The sequence below is a fragment of the Streptomyces sp. P9-A4 genome, assembly GCF_036634195.1.
In the GTDB taxonomy this organism is placed as follows: Bacteria; Actinomycetota; Actinomycetes; order Streptomycetales; family Streptomycetaceae; genus Streptomyces.
The window spans coordinates 3359439-3377363 of the sequence record NZ_JAZIFY010000001.1 but is presented as its reverse complement, the minus strand read 5'-3'; the positions used below and the strand labels follow the sequence as shown (position 1 = coordinate 3377363).

General features: G+C 74.3%; 17 protein-coding genes and 1 pseudogene. 17 read left to right on the top strand and 1 reads right to left on the bottom strand.

Translation table 11 applies throughout. The features are described from left to right. The first annotated feature begins 245 nt into the window (after positions 1-245). The 7 genes and pseudogenes from ssd to V4Y03_RS15075 form a co-directional block, all read left to right on the top strand. On the top strand, positions 246-1379 hold the full coding sequence (gene ssd / locus V4Y03_RS15105; RefSeq protein WP_332435259.1) for a septum site-determining protein Ssd: 1134 nt from the start codon (positions 246-248) through the stop codon (positions 1377-1379). Beyond that, the gene (locus V4Y03_RS15100; protein ID WP_332435258.1) at positions 1376-2569 is read left to right on the top strand and encodes a TadA family conjugal transfer-associated ATPase; all 1194 of its coding nucleotides are present in this window, start codon (positions 1376-1378) and stop codon (positions 2567-2569) included. The genes ssd and V4Y03_RS15100 overlap by 4 nt, the downstream gene beginning before the upstream one ends. Next, positions 2569-3453 (top strand): type II secretion system F family protein, encoded by an 885-nt coding sequence (locus V4Y03_RS15095; protein ID WP_332435257.1) that lies wholly within the window; start codon positions 2569-2571, stop codon positions 3451-3453. Before V4Y03_RS15100 ends, V4Y03_RS15095 begins: the two co-directional genes overlap by 1 nt. Next, complete coding sequence (locus V4Y03_RS15090) at positions 3453-4214, top strand: type II secretion system F family protein (RefSeq protein ID WP_332437184.1); 762 nt, start codon at positions 3453-3455, stop codon at positions 4212-4214. The genes V4Y03_RS15095 and V4Y03_RS15090 overlap by 1 nt, the downstream gene beginning before the upstream one ends. 90 nt (positions 4215-4304) lie before the next feature. Continuing rightward, the gene (locus V4Y03_RS15085; RefSeq protein ID WP_443079873.1) at positions 4305-4547 is read left to right on the top strand and encodes a DUF4244 domain-containing protein; all 243 of its coding nucleotides are present in this window, start codon (positions 4305-4307) and stop codon (positions 4545-4547) included. Beyond that, entirely contained in the window at positions 4534-4881 is a 348-nt protein-coding gene (locus tag V4Y03_RS15080; RefSeq protein WP_332435256.1) for a TadE family type IV pilus minor pilin, read from the top strand. Before V4Y03_RS15085 ends, V4Y03_RS15080 begins: the two co-directional genes overlap by 14 nt. Beyond that, a pseudogene (locus V4Y03_RS15075) lies at positions 4779-5168 on the top strand (Rv3654c family TadE-like protein); the annotation flags it as partial. The gene V4Y03_RS15080 and the pseudogene V4Y03_RS15075, both read left to right, overlap by 103 nt. Positions 5169-5208: 40 nt before the next feature. Here the strand turns inward: V4Y03_RS15075 and V4Y03_RS15070 are convergent. Next, a complete protein-coding gene (locus V4Y03_RS15070) occupies positions 5209-7767 on the bottom strand; it encodes a DEAD/DEAH box helicase (RefSeq protein ID WP_332435255.1) in 2559 nt (852 codons plus the stop codon). Positions 7768-7848: 81 nt separating this feature from the next. On the opposite strand from V4Y03_RS15070, the gene V4Y03_RS15065 reads away from it, so the two are divergent. The 10 genes from V4Y03_RS15065 to V4Y03_RS15020 all read left to right on the top strand — a co-directional run bounded on the left by V4Y03_RS15065 (position 7849) and on the right by V4Y03_RS15020 (position 17823). Next, positions 7849-8202, top strand: a complete 354-nt coding sequence (locus V4Y03_RS15065) for an STAS domain-containing protein (RefSeq protein WP_056569340.1) — start codon at positions 7849-7851, stop codon at positions 8200-8202. A gap of 15 nt (positions 8203-8217) precedes the next feature. Next, entirely contained in the window at positions 8218-8676 is a 459-nt protein-coding gene (locus V4Y03_RS15060; RefSeq protein ID WP_317876466.1) for an ATP-binding protein, read from the top strand. Between the two features lie 167 nt (positions 8677-8843). Then, positions 8844-11162, top strand: a complete 2319-nt coding sequence (locus tag V4Y03_RS15055; RefSeq protein WP_332435254.1) for a sodium-translocating pyrophosphatase — start codon at positions 8844-8846, stop codon at positions 11160-11162. Positions 11163-11323: 161 nt separating this feature from the next. Continuing rightward, the gene (locus V4Y03_RS15050; protein ID WP_332435253.1) at positions 11324-11998 is read left to right on the top strand and encodes a small secreted protein; all 675 of its coding nucleotides are present in this window, start codon (positions 11324-11326) and stop codon (positions 11996-11998) included. Positions 11999-12104: 106 nt separating this feature from the next. Next, on the top strand, positions 12105-13655 hold the full coding sequence (locus V4Y03_RS15045) for a DUF7059 domain-containing protein (protein WP_332435252.1): 1551 nt from the start codon (positions 12105-12107) through the stop codon (positions 13653-13655). Continuing rightward, positions 13652-14656 (top strand): ArsR/SmtB family transcription factor, encoded by a 1005-nt coding sequence (locus tag V4Y03_RS15040; protein ID WP_317876470.1) that lies wholly within the window; start codon positions 13652-13654, stop codon positions 14654-14656. Before V4Y03_RS15045 ends, V4Y03_RS15040 begins: the two co-directional genes overlap by 4 nt. A gap of 82 nt (positions 14657-14738) precedes the next feature. After that, entirely contained in the window at positions 14739-15743 is a 1005-nt protein-coding gene (locus V4Y03_RS15035) for an ABC transporter ATP-binding protein (RefSeq protein ID WP_332435251.1), read from the top strand. Then, complete coding sequence (locus V4Y03_RS15030; RefSeq protein ID WP_332435250.1) at positions 15740-16597, top strand: ABC transporter permease; 858 nt, start codon at positions 15740-15742, stop codon at positions 16595-16597. Before V4Y03_RS15035 ends, V4Y03_RS15030 begins: the two co-directional genes overlap by 4 nt. A 13-nt stretch (positions 16598-16610) precedes the next feature. Further along, positions 16611-17417: an ABC transporter permease gene (locus tag V4Y03_RS15025; protein ID WP_332435249.1), complete on the top strand. Its 807-nt coding sequence runs from the start codon at positions 16611-16613 to the stop codon at positions 17415-17417. 208 nt (positions 17418-17625) lie between these two features. Beyond that, the gene (locus V4Y03_RS15020; RefSeq protein WP_317877827.1) at positions 17626-17823 is read left to right on the top strand and encodes a hypothetical protein; all 198 of its coding nucleotides are present in this window, start codon (positions 17626-17628) and stop codon (positions 17821-17823) included. Positions 17824-17925: the final 102 nt, after the last annotated feature.

Here is a 17925-nt window from a genome sequence, read left to right as displayed (position 1 = left end):
TCAGCTCCTCTCTTTCCGGCCAGCGGCCGCCGCCCCGGCCGAAGTCCTGCCGGACACTCGATTCATCACTCACAGTAACCGGCGGGCTGCGTTCCGGGCAGTCCCCCGAGGGGTGACGAAGATATTCACAGGGCTTCGGATATCCCCAGTTTTTCAGCAAGATCCCCAGGATTTTCGGTACGGCCCCACGGTGATTCCTGTCGCGAAGTTCGCGGACGGCAGGAATCACGAGAGGGGTGTGCGTCATGGCGACATCGAGGACTTCCGGGGCCAGGGGTGCGGCGCGGAGCGGGGCGGGTGAGTCCGCCGCCGCCGAACCCCGCCGCACCGGGCCGCTGATCGTCACCGAGGACCTCGGGCTGCTCGACGACCTGCTGCGGCTGTGCGCCGCCGCCGGCGTGGAGCCCGAGGTCCACCACCGGGTGCCGGAGCGGCGGGCGGGCTGGACCGATCCACCGCTCGTCCTGGTCGGCGAAGACGCCGCGGGCAGGTGCCGGGGAGCGGCCCGCCGCGCCGGACTCGTCCTCGTCGGACGCGACCGGGACGACCCGGGGATCTGGCGGCTCGCCGTCGAGATCGGAGCGGAATGCGTGCTGCGGCTGCCCGAGGCCGAGAGCCTCCTCGTCGACCGCATCGCCGACGCCGCCGAAGGCGTGGGCCGGCAGGCGCTCGCCGTGGGGGTCGTCGGCGGCCGGGGCGGTGCGGGCGCCTCCACCCTGGCCTGCGGTCTCGCCCTCGCCGCCGCACGCACCGGGCGGCGCACCCTGCTCGTCGACGGAGACCCCCTGGGCGGAGGGCTCGACGTACTGCTCGGCGGCGAACGCGAGGAGGGGCGGCGCTGGCCCGACTTCGCCGCCTCGAAGGGACGGCTGGCCGGCGGCGCCCTGGAGGAGTCCCTGCCGTCCGTGCGGGGCGTCCGGGTGCTCAGCTGGGGCCGGGAACCCACGGTGCCCGTGCCGCCCGAGGCCGTGCGGTCGGTGCTCGCCGCCGCCCGCCGCCGAGGAGGCGTCGTCGTGGTCGACCTGCCGCGCGGAACCGATGCCTCGGCCGCCGAGGCCGTGGCCCAGCTCGACCTCGGACTGCTCGTCGTGCCGGGGGAGTTGAGGGCGGTCGCGGCGGCCCACCGGGTGGCCTCCACCCTCTCCGCCGGAGTGCGCGACCTGCGGGCCGTGGTCCGCGGGCCGTACGCCGCAGGACTCGACGAGCGTTGGGTCGCCGACGCGCTGCGGCTGCCGCTGGCCGGTGAACTTCCCTACGACCCGGGGATCGTGACCGACCAGGACGCGGGCGTACCACCGGGCGCCGAACCCCGCGGGGCGCTCGGCCGGTTCTGCGACGCGTTCTGGGCCCGCGCCCTCACCCCCGGCGGTGCGGCATGACCGGGCCCGGGACGGGAGTCGGGGCGGGGGCCGTCGGCGGTGGTGGCGTCGGGCTGCTCGACGCCGTGCGGCAGCGCCTCGCCGCCAGCGGCGCCGAGCCCACCCCGGCGCGCGTCGCGGCGGCGCTGCGGGCCCAGGGGCGACTGCTCGGCGACGCGGAAGTGCTCGGAGCGGCGGAGGAGTTGCGGTGCGAACTCATCGGCACCGGACCGCTGGAACCCCTGCTCGCCGACCCCGCCGTCACCGACGTCCTGGTCTCGGCACCCGACCGCGTGTGGGTCGACCGGGGCGCCGGACTCGAACGGGCCCCGGTGTCCTTCCCCGACGCCGCCGCCGTCCGCCGACTCGCCCAACGGCTCGCGGCGGTGGCCGGCCGCAGGCTCGACGACGCCCGGCCCTGGGTGGACGCGCGGCTGCCCGACGGCACCCGGATGCACGCGGTACTGCCCCCGGTGGCGGTCGGCTCCACCTGCCTCTCCCTCCGGGTGGTGCGCCCCCGGGCCTTCACCCTGGAGGAGCTGGCGGCGGCCGGCACCGTGCCGCCCGGCGGCGCCCCGATCCTGCGGGCCCTGATCGACGCCCGGGTGTCGTACCTGGTCAGCGGGGGGACGGGGACCGGGAAGACCACACTGCTCGCCTCGCTGCTCGGGCTGGTCGGGCCGCGGGAGCGCATCGTCCTCGCCGAGGACTCGGCCGAACTGCGGCCGGACCACCCGCACGTGGTGCGCCTGGAGGCACGTCCGGCCAACCAGGAGGGCGCCGGGCTCGTGACCCTGCGGGACCTGGTCCGGCAGGCGCTGCGGATGCGGCCCGACCGGCTGGTGGTCGGCGAGGTCAGGGGCGGGGAGGCCGTCGACCTGCTCGCCGCCCTGAACACAGGCCACGAAGGCGGCTCGGGGACGCTCCACGCCAACACGGCGGCGGACGTACCGGCGCGGCTCGAAGCGCTGGGGACGGCGGCGGGGCTCGACCGGGCAGCCCTGCACAGCCAGTTGGGGGCCGGGCTGTCCGTGGTGCTCCATCTGGCGCGGGACCGGGACGGGCGGCGGCGGATCGCCGAGGCGCACGTGCTGGAGCGCGACGGGGACGGCCTCGTACGGACGGTTCCCGCGCTGCGGTGGGGTGCGGCCGGGTTCGAGCGGGAGCGGGGCTGGGAGCGGCTGCGGTCGCTGATCGGAGGGGGAGCGTGATGACGACGGAACCGGTTCCGGCGCGGGCCCTGGCCCACGGGGCGGCGGCGCTCTGCGCGGGGCTCGCGCTGTGGTGGACGGTCGAGCGGCGGCGCGGTGCCGGCCGGGCGCGGGCGTTGCTCGCGGGCGGCACCCCGGCCGCCGCACCGGGCGCGGGTGGCGCGTGGGCGGCGCTCGCCGCCCGCGGATGGACCTTGGTGCGCGAGCGGCGCGCGTGGCTGTGCCTGCCGCTCGCCGGGGTCCTCGCGGTACTCGGCGGATCACCGCTGCCCCTGGTGGCGGGCGCGGTCGCGGTGCCGCTCGTCGGGCGGCGGCTGCGGGCGGCGGAGCGCCGCAGGGCCGGCGAGGCGCGGGCCGAGCGGGTGGTCGCCCTGTGCGGGGCGGTCGTCGGGGAGTTGAGGGCCGGATGGCAGCCCGCCCAGGCCCTGTCCTTCGCGGCCAGGGAGACGGGCGCCCTGGGCGCCGAGGAGGCGGCGGTGCTCGCCGCCGCCCGGTTCGGCGGGGACGTACCCGAGGCGCTGCGGAGAGCTGCCGCGCAGGACGGCGCCGACGGACTCGCGGGGATGGCGGCCTGCTGGCAGGTGGCCGTGGACGGCGGTGCGGGCCTGGCCGCCGGACTCGACCGGCTCGAAGCGGCACTGCGGGACCACCGCGAGCAGCGGGAGCGGCTGCGGGCCGAACTGGCCGGTGCCTGGGCGACGGTGGCCGTGCTCGCGCTGCTGCCGGTCGCGGGGATCGGCCTCGGGGCCGCGCTCGGCGCGGACCCGCTCCGGGTGCTGCTGCGCACCCCGGCCGGCCTCGGCTGTCTCGCCGTGGGCGGGGCTCTGGAGGCCGCCGGACTGTGGTGGGCCGCGCGGATCGTACGAGGAGGGGAGCGGGCGTGATCGACGAACTTCGGCTGGGGGCGCTGCCGGCCGCGGCGCTGGTCGGGTGCGTGCAGGGCGCCCGGGCGGTGATGTGCGGACGGCGGGCGCGCGGGACGCGGCGACGGCTGGGGAGCCTCTTCCCGGCGGCGGCGCCTCCGCCGCCGAGGGCCCGGTCCGGGATCCCGGACCGGTGGGGGAAATGGGCGGCGCCCTTGGGGGCGGCCGGTCTCGGCTGGGTGCTGTTCGGGGTGCTCGGAGGGCTGTTGGCCGGGGTCCTGGTCGGCGTGGGCGTGCGAAGGAGAGCCCTGCGGCGGTCGGTCCCGCCGGCCGACGAGGAGGCGGCGGTGCGCGATCTACCGCTGGCCGCCGACCTGTTGGCCGCCTGTGCCTCGGCCGGAGCCGGGCCGGGAGAGGCGGCGGAGGCGGTGGGCAGATCGCTGGGCGGCCCGCTGGGTGAGCGCCTGACCCGTACGGCGGCCGAGCTGCGGCTCGGCGGTGAACCGGCCGAGGTGTGGCGGAGGTTCGGCGCGATGCCGGGCGCACTGGGGCTGGCCCGCTGCATGGAGCGGGCCGGTTCCTCGGGAGCGCCGGCGGCGGAGGCCGTCGCCCGGCAGGCGACCGCGCTGCGGTCGGCACGGGCCCGCGCGGCGGCGATCAGGGCGCGCCGGGCGCAGGTGCTGATCAGCGCGCCCGTGGGGCTCTGCTTCCTGCCCGCCTTCCTGGCGGTGGGGGTGGCTCCGGTGGTGATCGGCCTCGCTACGGGACTTCTGGATGGGTGAACGGGGGAGCGGATGAACGGCGCGGCAGGGCAAGGCGCGACGAGACACGACGAACACGACGAGTACTGCGAACGATTCGAGGAGGACGGCATGACGGGTAAGGCGGGCGGGACGGGTATGGCGGGTGTGGCGGGCAAGGCGGCGGTGGATGGCTGGTGGCGGGCGCGGCGGGAGGCCGCGCGTCGCGACACGGGGATGACCACGTCCGAGTACGCGGTGGGCACGATCGCCGCGGCGGGATTCGCCGCCGTGCTCTACAAGATCGTGACGAGTGGGACGGTCTCGGGCGCACTGGAGTCGGTGATCGGGAAGGCGCTCGATGCGTCGTTCTGACCGGGGGTTCGTGACCGTGGAGGCGGCGATGGTCCTGCCCGTCCTGGCGCTGTTCACGGTGGTCCTGCTCTGGGCGCTCGCGGCGGCCGCCGCCCAGATCCGGTGCGTGGACGCGGCCCGGGCCGGTGCCCGGTCCGTCGCCCGCTCCGAGCCGGTGGCCACCGCGGAGGCCGTCGCACGGGACGCCGCGCCCGGGGGCGCCCGGGTGTCGGTGACGCGGTCGGGAGAGCTGTGGCGGGTGACGGTGGAGGCGGCGGCCCCGGGCCCCCGGGGCATGGGGCTCACCCTGCGGGCGGACGCGGCGGCCCTCGCGGAGGACGGAGGCCCACCGTGACGCCCGAGACACGGCGCCGGGCGCGTGCCGGGGGTGACCGGGGTGCGGCGACCGTGTGGGTGGCGTTCGCGGCCTGCGCGCTGTGCGTGGTGTTCGGGGCGGTGCTCGCGCTGGGGCAGGCGGTGGCGGCCCGGCACCGGGCCGGCGGGGCCGCCGACCTGGCGGCGCTCGCCGCCGCCGACCGGGCGCTGTGGGGTGGGGCGGAGGCGTGTGCGGCTGCCTCCCGGGTGGCGGCCGCACAGGGCGCCGAGCTGGTGGGATGCGCGCTGCGGGGCGAGGTCGCGGAGGTGACCGCCCGGGTCGTGCGGGGCCCGTACCGGCCGGAGGTCAGGTCGCGGGCGGGACCGTCGGAGGAGCTTCCCCCTCCGGCGGGGCCGGCGGGGCTGACGGAAACTCACTGGTCGGCGGGGCCGGCGGGGCCGGCGGGGGCTCCGTGGCCTCAGGGGCCTCCCTCAGGAGTTCCGTGAGGAGGCGTACCGCGCCTCGTTTGTGGAGCGGGTCGTTGCCGTTGCCGCACTTCGGGGACTGGATGCAGGAGGGGCAGCCCGCCTCGCACTCGCAGGAGGCGATGGCCTCCCGGGTGGCTGTGAGCCAGGCGCGGGCCGTGTGGAAGGCGCGCTCGGCGAAGCCCGCACCGCCCGGGTGGCCGTCGTACACGAAGACGGTGGGAAGCAGCGTGTCCGGGTGGAGCGGCACGGAGACGCCGCCGATGTCCCAGCGGTCGCAGGTGGCGAAGAGCGGGAGCATGCCGATGGAGGCGTGTTCGGCGGCGTGCAGGGCGCCGCCGAGGATCTCGGGGGTGATCCGGGCGGCGTCGAGCTGGTCCTCGGTGACCGTCCACCACACGGCCCGGGTGCGCAGGGTGCGGGGCGGCAGGTCGAGCTTGGTCTCGCCGAGGACCTCGCCCGTGATGAGCCGGCGGCGGAGGAAGGAGACGACCTGGTTGGTGACCTCGACGGAGCCGTAGCAGAGGCGGCCGGTTCCCCAGGGGATCTCGGTGTCGGTTTCCAGGACGGAGATGGAGGTGGTGTCGCGGGCGGTGGTGGAGTACGGCGGGACGGCCTCCTCGACGAGGGCCACGGAGTCCTTCAGGTCGAGTTCCCGCACCAGGTAGGTGCGGCCCTGGTGGAGGTGGACGGCGCCCTCGTGGACGGCGGTGTGGGAGGCGGCCTCGTCGACGGTGCCGAGCAGCCTGCCGGTGCCCGACTCGACGATCCGGACGGGACTGCCCCCGCCGCCCCGGATGTCGGTGAGGTCGGCGGCCCGCTCGCGGCGGGTCCAGTACCAGCCGGTGGAGCGGCGGCGCAGCAGGCCGGCGGCCTCCAGCTGGGGCAGCAGTTCGGGGACGGCCGGGCCGAAGAGGGCCAGGTCCGGTTCGGTCAGGGGAAGCTCCGCGGCGGCGGCGCACAGATGGGGGGCGAGGACGTAGGGGTTGTCGGGGTCCAGGACGGTCGACTCGACCGGCTGGTCGAAGATCGCCTCCGGGTGGTGGACCAGGAAGGTGTCCAGCGGGTCGTCGCGGGCGACCAGGACGGCGAGGGCGCCCTCGCCCGAGCGGCCGGCGCGGCCCGCCTGCTGCCACAGGGAGGCGCGGGTGCCCGGGTAGCCGGCGATCAGGACGGCGTCCAGGCCGGAGACGTCCACGCCCAGCTCCAGGGCGGTCGTGGCGGCCAGGCCGAGCAGCTCGCCGGAGTGCAGGGCCCGCTCAAGGGCGCGGCGCTCCTCGGGCAGATAGCCGCCCCGGTAGGCGGCGACCCGGCGGGCGAGTGAGCGGTCGGTCTCGGCCAGTCGTTCCTGGGCGATCACCGAGATGAGTTCGGCGCCGCGCCGGGAGCGGACGAAGGCGACGGAGCGGACGCCCTGGCGGGTCAGGTCGGTGAGGAGGTCGGCGGTCTCGGCGGTGGCGGTGCGGCGGACGGGCGCGCCGCGCTCGCCGTGCAGCTCGGTCAGCGGCGGCTCCCAGAGGGCGAAGACCAGCTCGCCGCGCGGGGAGGCGTCGTCGGAGACCTCGACGACCTGGAGGCCGGTGAGGCGGCCGGCGGCGACGGCGGGGTCGGCGGAGGTGGCGGAGGCGAGGAGGAAGACCGGCTCGGAGCCGTACCGGGCGCAGATCCGGCGCAGGCGCCGCAGGACCTGGGCGACGTGGGAGCCGAAGACGCCCCGGTAGGTGTGGCACTCGTCGATCACGACGTAGCGCAGGGAGCGCAGGAAGGAGGACCATCTGGGGTGGGACGGGAGTATGCCCCGGTGCAGCATGTCGGGGTTGGTGAGCACGTAGTTCGCGTACTGGCGGACCCACTCGCGTTCCTCGACCGGGGTGTCCCCGTCGTAGACGGCGGGGCGGACGCGGGTGCCGAGCGGGGCGGCCAGTTCCCGCACGGCGCGCCGCTGGTCCGCGGCGAGGGCCTTGGTGGGCGAGAGGTACAGGGCGGTGGTCCCGCGCCCGTTGGGGGCCTCCGCGCCGTCCAGGAGGGTGCTGAGGACCGGGGCGAGGTAGGCGAGCGACTTGCCCGAGGCGGTTCCGGTGGCGATCACCACGGACTCGCCGTCGAGGGCGTGCTCGGCGGCCTCCGCCTGATGCGCCCAGGGGTGCTCGATCCCGGCCTCCTGGACCGCGGCGATCACCTCCGGACGGATGCGGTGCGGCCAGACGGCATGACGACCCTCGCGGGCGGGCATGTGCTCCGTATGAGTGATGCGCGCGGCCCGGCTCTCGCCCGAGGAGAGCCGGTCCAGGACCTCGCCGGGAGAGGGGCGGCTGCCCGTGTCCCCGGCCGGACGACGGGGGCGGTGATTCTTGGCCATCGGTACCGAGTGTGTCACTGCCATGACGGACAATGCTTCCAAGGCGTCGTGCATGGCTGCTGGTAAGTGATTGAATGCCATCGCGGCTGGCGATCAGTTCTCCGACTCCGCCCGGGAGACCCGAGGGGAACGGTCGTTCGATAGCAAGGTGCTGGAGGATCCGTGGACCTGTCCCTGTCGACTCGCAATGTGACCGGCGCTGGTGGTGACCGTACGGTCGTCGAGGTCGGTGGCGAGATTGATGTGTATACCGCGCCCAAGCTGCGCGAGCAGTTGGTCGAGTTGGTGAACGACGGCAGCTACCACCTGGTCGTCGACATGGAGGGCGTGGACTTCCTCGACTCCACCGGCCTCGGTGTGCTCGTCGGCGGCCTGAAGCGCGTTCGCGCGCACGAGGGCTCGCTGCGTCTGGTCTGCAACCAGGAGCGCATTCTCAAGATTTTCCGGATCACGGGTCTCACCAAGGTGTTCCCGATCCACACCTCGGTCGACGAGGCCGTCAACGCCGTCGACTGAGCCCAGGGGGTTCGCATGGCCACCGTTGAACTCCGCTTCAGCGCCCAGCCCGAGCACGTCCGTACGGCCCGCCTGGTGGCGGCCGCGGTCGCGCGCCGGGCAGGGGTGGACGAGGCGGTCCTCGACGAGGTGCGTCTCGCCGTCGGTGAGGCATGTTCCCGTGCCGTCGGGCTGCACCGCAGCAACGACGTCACGACCCCCATCAGAGTCGTGCTGACCGAGGAGGAGAAGACCTTCTCCATCGAGGTCGGCGACGAGGTGCCGGGCGCGGGGGTGGCGGCGGCGGACGCCGCCGGTGTCCCCGGCGCGCGGACCGCGGCCCCGGCCGAGGACTTCGACGACGCCGACGGTGAGGACGAGATGGGGCTCGCGGTGATCCGCGGGCTCGTCGACGACGTCGAGGTGAGAGCCGGCGAGGACGGCGGCACCATCCGGATGAGCTGGCCGGTGAGTTCGGCGGACATCCTGTCCTGACCCGTACGGAGTCAGAAGCGTGAGGAGAAGAGGCCCTGCCCCGCAGGGCCTCTTCTTCGTTCCCGGGAGGAGCCGCACCTCCGAGGCGATTCCGGATTGGTGCATCCGCGCGGAGGTCTCCGCCGCATCCCCGTTTGTACCGGTCCGTCTCCCTATGATCCGTCCCCATGTACCCCACTTCCCTCGCCGCGGCGGTGCTCACGAGCGGGAACCGGACGATCGTGGCCGTCGTCGGCGTCGTCGCTGTCCTCGCGCTCGTGGTCGCGCGGCTCCTCGCCCGCCAGGTCCTCGCGGCCGGCGAGGGCACCGAGCGGATGAGGGAGATCGCCGCCGCCGTGCAGGAGGGCGCCAACGCCTACCTCGCACGGCAGCTGCGGACCCTCGCCGTCTTCGCGGCCGTCGTGTTCTTCCTGCTGATGCTGCTGCCCGCCGACAACTGGTCGCAGCGCGCCGGACGCTCCCTGTTCTTCCTGGTCGGGGCCCTGTTCTCGGCGCTCACCGGCTATCTCGGCATGCGGCTGGCCGTACGGGCGAACGTGCGGGTCGCCGCCGCGGCCCGGGAGGCGACTCCGGCGCCGGGCGAGCCGGAGCGGGACCGGTCCGAGGTCGCGCACCGGGCCATGCGGATCGCGTTCCGCACCGGCGGGGTCGTCGGCATGTGCACGGTCGGCCTCGGACTCCTCGGAGCCGTCTGCGTCGTCCTCGTCTACGCCGCCGACGCGCCCAAGGTGCTTGAGGGATTCGGACTCGGTGCCGCGCTGATCGCCATGTTCATGCGGGTGGGCGGCGGCATCTTCACCAAGGCCGCCGATGTCGGCGCCGACCTCGTCGGCAAGGTCGAGCAGGGCATCCCCGAGGACGACCCGCGCAACGCGGCCACGATCGCCGACAACGTCGGCGACAACGTCGGCGACTGCGCGGGCATGGCGGCCGACCTCTTCGAGTCGTACGCCGTGACCCTGGTCGCCGCGCTCATCCTGGGCGAGGCGGCCTTCGGCGACCACGGCCTGGCCTTTCCCCTGATGGTCCCGGCGATCGGCGTGGTCACCGCGGTCATCGGCATCCTCGCGGTCTCGCCGCGCCGCGCCGACCGGGGCGGGATGAGTGCGATCAACCGCGGATTCCTCGTCTCGGCGGTCGTCTCGCTCGCCGGGGTCGCCGTCGCCGCCTTCGCGTACCTGCCGTCCTCCTACGCCGAACTCCAGGGCGTCACCGGGCCGGGCATCCACGACCACGGCGGCGACCCCCGGGTCCTCGCGCTGGTCGCCGTCGCCCTCGGCATCGTCCTCGCCGCGCTGATCCAGCAGCTCACCGGCTACTTCACGGAGACGAGCCGGCGGCCGGTCAGGGACATCGGCAAGTCCTCGCTCACCGGCCCCGCGACCGTCGTCCTCGCGGGCGTGGCCCTCGGCATGGAGTCCGCCGTCTACACGGCGCTCCTGATCGGGCTCGCCGTGTACGGGGCGTTCCTGCTGGGCGGCGCCTCGATCACGCTCGCGCTGTTCGCGGTGGCCCTCGCCGGTACGGGGCTGCTCACCACCGTCGGAGTGATCGTCGCCATGGACACCTTCGGTCCGGTCGCCGACAACGCCCAGGGCATCGCGGAGATGTCCGGGGACGTCACGGGGGCGGGCGCGCAGGTCCTCACCGACCTGGACGCCGTCGGCAACACCACGAAGGCCATCACCAAGGGCATCGCCATCGCCACCGCCGTACTCGCGGCCTCGGCGCTGTTCGGCTCGTACCGGGACGCCATCGCGACCGCGGTCGCCGACGTCGGGGAGGTCGGCGCGAAGGGGGACCTCCTGACGCTCTCGATGGACATCTCCCAGCCCAACAACCTCTTCGGCCTGATCCTGGGCGCGGCGGTCGTCTTCCTCTTCTCGGGGCTCGCGATCAACGCCGTGTCGCGGTCGGCCGGATCGGTGGTCTACGAGGTGCGGAGGCAGTTCCGCGAACACCCCGGGATCATGGATTACACCGAGAAGCCGGAGTACGGGCGGGTCGTCGACATCTGCACCAAGGACGCGCTGCGCGAACTCGCCACGCCCGGCCTGCTCGCCGTGTTGGCCCCGATCGCGGTCGGCTTCGCGCTCGGGGTCGGCCCCCTCGGCGCGTACCTCGCCGGGGCGATCGGGACGGGTGCGCTGATGGCGGTCTTCCTCGCCAACTCCGGTGGCGCCTGGGACAACGCGAAGAAGCTGGTCGAGGACGGGAACCACGGCGGCAAGGGCAGCGAGGCGCACGAGGCGACGATCATCGGGGACACCGTCGGGGACCCCTTCAAGGACACCGCGGGGCCGGCCATCAACCCGCTCCTGAAGGTGATGAACCTGGTCGCGCTGCTCATCGCGCCGGCGGTCGTGCGGTTCAGTTACGGGGAGGACGCCGCGGCCGGTCTGCGGGCGGCGGTCGCGGTGCTCGCGCTGGTCGTGGTGGTGACCGCGGTGTGGGTGTCCAAGAAGCGCCCGGTAGCCGTCTCCTGACGTGTCGTCCGTCTCATTCCCTGGCGCTCGGGGGGTGTGTGGGAGGTCTCTCCCTTGGGGCAAAAGGTTGCAATACAGGGTGAATCCGTCGTACGAAAGGTGGAAGTAGCCCGTTCGGCGTGTATGTTCCGGGGCCGAGAGCCTTGGAAGGGACCGATCCGGTGAACAAGAAGCTTGCGGCCGCACTGTCCGGCGGCGCGGTACTCGTGCTCGCGCTGTCCGGTTGCAGCGACGACGAGGGCGACAAGGTGGGTGACTGGGCGAAGACCTTCTGCGACCAGGCGAAGCCGCAGATCCAGAAGCGGGCCAACGCCCACCAGATCATCATTTCGACGGCCGCCGACAGCAAGCCCGCCGAGATCCAGGCCGCGGACTCGAAGGCGTTCCAGGACATCGCGAACGCGGACCGGGCCCTCGCCAAGGCCGTGGAGAGCGCCGGCGCGCCCCCCGTCGAGAACGGCGAGAAGGTCAAGCAGGACGCGATCAAGGAGCTCACCGCCACCGCGGTGGCGTACGAGGGGCTCAAGAAGCAGGTCGACGCGCTGGACCCGACGAACCAGCAGAAGTTCGCGGACGGTCTCCAGGGCGTCGCCGACGGCCTGACCAAGATCGAGAAGATGGACCAGAACGCCCTGTCCAAGCTGGAGGAGGGCGAGCTCGGCCAGGCGATGGCCAAGCAGCCCGGCTGCCAGAAGCCCACGGCCTCGGTCCCGCCGAAGACCTCCGCGTCCCCGAAGGCCGGCTCGACCTCCGGTGGCGACGCCAACCCTGGGCCCACCAAGACGGCCACCGCCAAGCCCACCAAGACGGCCGCGGCGAGCAAGACCGAGGAGTAGGAGCCGGGGCCCGGATCCAAGGCCCCGGACCCGGTGGGGGCGGCGATCGGCCGCCCGCCGCCGGGTCGGCGGCCCGGATGTCGGTGGCGGCCGTCACAATGGAGCGGTGAGTACGACCAGCCTGCCTCCCCGCCTCCCGGTGCCCGCGCACGCCGCCCGTCTGCGCGAGGCCCTGCTCGCCGCCGACTTCACCGCCGACGGACTCCTCGACCTGCTCGGCGCCCCGGCCTACGCGGCGCTCGCCCGCAGCGAGACCGTGCCCGCCCTGCGTGCCACCCGGGGTGACTCCCCGCTGGAGACCCTCATCCGGCTCTTCCTGCTCCAGCAGGCCGTCGGGCAGGAGCGGGCCGCCGCCGCGCTCCCCCTCGACGAGGCCATCGCCGACGGCTGGGTGGTCCGCGAGGACGACACCGTGTCCGCCACGGCCGACATCCGGCCGTACGGCGGACCGGACGGCGAGGACTGGTTCATCGTCTCCGACCTGGGCTGCGCCGTCGGCGGAGCCGGTGGCATCGGCACCAAGGCCGAGGGCGTCGTCCTCGGCGTCGGCGGTGCCTCCACCACCCTCGCCGGCATCACGGTCCGTACGCCGGTCTCCTCGGCGCTCGACCTCGGCACCGGCTCCGGTATCCAGGCGCTGCACGCCGCCCAGCACGCGACCCTGGTCACCGCCACCGACCTCAATCCGCGCGCCCTGGACTTCACCCGCCTCACGCTCGCCCTCTCCGGGGCCCGCGAGGCCGAGCTGCTCGCCGGCTCGCTCTTCGAGCCGGTCGACGGCGACACCTACGACCTGATCGTCTCCAACCCGCCGTTCGTGATCTCCCCCGGCGCCCGGCTCACCTACCGGGACGGCGGGATGGGCGGCGACGACCTGTGCCGGACGCTCGTGCAGCAGGCGGGCGAGCGGCTCAACGACGGCGGGTACGCCCAGTTCCTCGCCAACTGGCAGCACGTCGAGGGCGAGGAGTGGCAGGACCGGCTGCGGTCCTGGGTGCCCGCCGGCTGCGACGCCTGGATCGTGCAGCGCGAGGTCCAGGACATCACCCAGTACGCCGAGCTGTGGCTGCGGGACAGCGGCGACCACCGCGGCGACCCGGAGGAGTACCGGGAGGCGTACGGGCGCTGGCTCGACGAGTTCGACGCCCAGAAGACGCGCGCGATCGGCTTCGGCTGGATCACGATCCGGCGGAACGACGCCGTGGTCTCCGGCGCCGTCGAGCCCTCGGTCGTCGTCGAGGAGTGGCCGCACCCCGTCGAGCAGCCTCTCGGCCCCACCGTCCGCGCCCACTTCGAGCGCCAGGACTATCTGCGCGGCCACGACGACGCGGCCCTGCTCGCCGACCGGTTCGTCCTCGCGCCCGAGGTCGTGCAGGAGCAGGTCGGGCTGCCGGGTGCCGAGGACCCCGAGCACGTCGTGCTCCGGCAGAACCGGGGCATGCGCCGCGCCACCCGGGTGGACCACGTCGGCGCCGGGTTCGCCGGCGTCTGCGACGGCACCCTCAGCGCGGGCCGCATCCTCGACGCGATCGGCCAGCTGATGGGGGAGGACCCGGTGGTACTGCGGGACCGCACCCCGCAGGCGATCCGGCTGCTCGTGGAGGAGGGCTTCCTGCTGCCCGTCGGGATGGACTCCCCGGAGGCGGACGGGGCTTGATACGGATCGAGCTGGACGAGGCCTCGCTCGGGGCGACCCGGATCGCGATCAGCCCGCTGCGGGACGCGTTCTGCGCGATGCACCTCGCGCTGCCCCGCCGCACCCCCTCCTGGCCGTACCAGGAATGGGTCGGGCAGGCGCGCGAGGTGTGGCGGGAGGACGATCGGCTCCGGCCGCTGTGGGACCTCTTCGCCGACGGGCGGTACGAGGTCTCCGACTTCCTGCTGCCCCGCCCCTTCGGCACGGTCCACGTCCACGAAGAGCTGGCCGCGCTGCGGGCCACCGACCCCGCGTTCGTCCGCGAGCAGGTGGCCGTCTGCTACCCCGGGATGGCCGACGCACCCTTCGTACAGCCGTATCTGAAGGACCCGGAGGCGGCCTGCGCGGCGCTCGCCGACGCGTACGCGGCCTACTGGGAGGGCGCGATCGAGCCGTACTGGCCGACGATGCGGCGGCTCGTCGAGGACGAAGTGCTCGTCCGCGCCAGGACGTTCGCCACCGAGGGCGTCGACGCGCTGTTCGCGGGCCTGGAGAGCCGGGCGCGCTGGCAGCCGCCCGTGCTCGAACTCACCAAGCACATCGACGCGGAGTACGCGCCGGGGGAGCGGCGGCTGGTGCTCGTGCCGCTGGTCTTCGCCGAGGGCTGCCGGCTGTACTCCATGGACGACCCCGAGGTCTTCGCGGTCAGCTTCCAGGCCCGGGGCGCCGGCGCCCTGCGCGAACCGCCCGAGCCCGTGGCCGAGGACCGGCTCGGGCTGATGCTCGGCCGGGGCCGGGCGGCGGTCCTGCGCGAGCTGGGCGGCCCGCTGACCACGGCCGGGCTCGCCGACCGTCTCGGCCTCGCGCCCAGCACGGTGTCCGAGCACCTGTCGGTGCTGTCGGAGGCCGGCGTCGTGACCCGGCACCGGGTCGGGCGCTCGGTGTACTACCAGCTGACGGACACCGGCCGTTCGCTGCTCGCGCTGCTCGCGGGACAGGACGTCCTCACGGCGGTGGCCTGACGAACCCCCGGGCCCCGGCCCGACGATTCGGGGGCTCCCGAATCGATGGCCCCGCCCCGCCCCGGCTCCTACCGTCCGGCGCATGCTCGCAATCGAGGCGGACGCGCTGCGCCGCACCTACACCAGCAGGACCGGGTGGCCGAAGTCCCGGCGTACCGAGACCGAGGCCGTGCGCGGGGTCACCTTCGAGGTGGCGCCGGGCGAACTCTTCGGCCTCCTCGGCCCCAACGGCGCCGGGAAGACCACCACGATCAAGATGCTCAACACCCTCCTCCTGCCGACCTCCGGCACGTCCCGGGTGTTCGGCCACGACGTGGCCCGCGACCCCGTCGCCGTACGCCGCCGCATCGGCTACGTCTTCGGCGGCGACCGGGGGCTCTACGACCGGCTGTCCGCGCTCGACAACCTCCGCTACTTCGCCGAGCTGTACGGCGTCAGCCCCCGCCGCCAGAAGAAGCGCATCGCCGAACTGCTCGACCTGGTCGGCCTCCTGGGCCGGGAGAAGGAGCGCGTCGAGGGCTACTCGCGCGGGATGCGGCAGCGCCTCCACATCGCCCGCGGCCTCCTCCACCACCCCGATGTCCTCTTCCTCGACGAGCCGTCCATCGGCGTCGACCCCGTCGCCGCCCGCGACCTGCGCCGTACCGTCTCCGACCTCACGGCGGCCGGTACGACCGTCCTGCTCACCACCCACTACATGGCCGAGGCCGACGAACTCTGCGACCGGATCGCCGTCATCGCCGGCGGCCGCATCCGCGCCCTCGGCACCCCCGACAGCCTCAAGTCGCGCGTCGGGGAACGGGACGTGCTGGAGATCGAGGCGTACGGCGTCGACGAGGAACGGCTCGACCGCGTACGGCGGGTGCCGGGCGTCCGGGGCGTCTTTGCCGAGGACCGCGGCGCGCTGCAGACCGTGACGGTGCAGACCGGCCGGGGGGCCGGAGAGCTGCACGGACCGGTCCTGGCGGCGCTCGACGGCGTACGGATCGGCCGGGTCACGAGCCGCGAACCGTCCCTGGAGGACGCCTACATCGCGATCGTGGAGGAGGCGGCGGGCGGCGCCGCGGCGGAGGAGGTGCCGGTATGAGCACGCGTACCGCCCGTACCCCTCGCCCGGGTCGTACCTCACACACCTCGCGTACCCCTCGTACCTCTCGCACCGCCCTCCTCCGGCGTGTTCCGCGGCTCGTCCTCGTCGGGGTGCGCACCCATGTCTCGTACATGTCGCGCTCCCCGATCGAGATCACGTTCGCCGTCCTCGTCCCGCTCGTCTACGCGACCCTCGCGGTCTACCTGTTCCGCGCCGCCGGCGACCCCGACCGGCTCCTGACCGCCTCCGTCGGGGCCGGACTCATGGGCATCTGGGGCTCGGTGCTCTTCGGTTCGGGCGGCGCCGTGCAGAACCAGCGCTGGCTCGGCACCCTGGAGTCCCTGGTCGTCGCGCCGACGCCGCTCGCGCTCGTGCTGCTCCCGATCACCCTCGCGACCGCCGTCATCGGCACCTACGCGATGGGCGCGACGCTCCTGTGGGGCGTCCTGCTCTTCGACGTACCGCTCGACTTCGCGCACCCGCTGCTCTTCCTGCTCGCCGTCCCGGTCTGCGTCCTCGCGCTCGGCATGACGGGGCTGCTGCTCGCCGCCACCTTCGTCCTGCTGCGCAACGCCAACGCGCTGGCCAACCCGCTCGACACCCCCGTCTGGCTGCTGTCCGGCCTGCTCGTGCCCGTCACCGTGCTGCCCGCCTGGACCCACCCGGTCTCCTGGGCGCTGCCCACGACCTGGGGGGCGCGGGCCGTGCACGCGGCGACCTCCGGCGGGGAGGTGGTCACCCCCATGCTCACCGCCCTCGCGCTCGGGGCCGGATACGCCCTGGCCGCCGTTCTCGTCCTCGGGCGGGTGGAGCGCCGGGCGCGCGCCGCCGCGACCCTCGCCCTCACCTGAAAGGCCGGCGAAGATGTTCCGTTTCCATGGCTTCCGTTTCCTCGGTACCGCCCGGCTCCTCGTCGTCGGCGGGGCGATCTCCTACCGGGCGCTGTTCAACTGGACCACCCCGCCGATGTTCATCGGAACGCTGCTGGTCGGGCCGTTTCTCCAGGTTTTCTTCTTCGTCTGTCTGGGCAGGGAACTGGGTGTCGCCGACGACCGCTTCCACCTCGTCGGAAACTCCGTGCTCGCGGCTTCCGCCTCCTGCGTGTACGGCGGCACGATGGCCGTCGCCAACGAGCGCCGGTACGGCACGCTCGGCGCCGTCCTGCTCTCGCCCCGGCACCGGGTCCCGCTCTGGCTCGGCCGCGCCCTGCCGTACGTCCTCAACGGGGTGTTCGTCAGCGCCTTCGTGCTCACCGCCGCCTCGCTCGTCCTCGGGCTGCCCGTCCCCGCCGGGGCGCTGCCCGGTCTCGGACTGGTGCTGCTCGCCGCGGCCGGCGCCTGCTCGGCGTTCGGGCTGGCCCTCGGCGCGCTCGGGCTCCGCTTCCGGGACGTGTTCCTGGTGTCGAACGTGGCGAGTTCGGGGCTGCTCCTGCTGACCGGCGCGGCCGTTCCCCGGGAGACGCTGCCGGAGTGGATGCGGGTCGCCGGCGAGCTGCTGCCGCTGACGCACGCGGCGGACGCGGCGCGCGGGCTGACCGCGGGCACCGGCCTCGACGCGTCCCTGCTCGGGGGCGAGCTCGCGGTCGGCGCCGGATGGGGGCTGCTCGCCGTCGTCCTGCTCGCGGTCTTCGAGCGGGGCAGCCGCCGCCGGGCCACCCTCGACACGATGTGACGGATGAAACGGAGGAAACGGAGGAAGGAGAGCGGGGGAGAGAAAGGAGAAGCGGAGTGACGGAGGCGCGGATCACTACCGGCCATCTTCGTGAAACCGTACGGACCGCTCCGCACCGTTCACCCGGAATTCGCACCCCTGACGCCCGGGGGTGTCAGCCTCGGCCCCGGGAGACGAACACCGCACGTGGACGGAACGGGGTACGGGCATGGAGAGCGGGCCGGCGATCTTCGCGGGGACGGCGTTCACGCTGTTCGGAGGCGCGCTTCTGCTGTGGACCACCGTGCGGGCGCTGCACCGTGAGCCCGTGGCGTACGGGGTCGCCCCGGGTGTCGCGGTCGCGCTGAGCGGCCTCTCCGGCGCCGTCTTCCTCCTCCTCGGCGTCTGGTGCTTCGGCAGGCTCTGAGCCTCCTCCCGGCGCCGCGCGGGCTCGCTTCCGGAGCCCGCGCGATCTCCCTCCGGCACCCCGTGCGCGGACGGCCCGCCCCGCCCGACCGGGAGTCCGGGC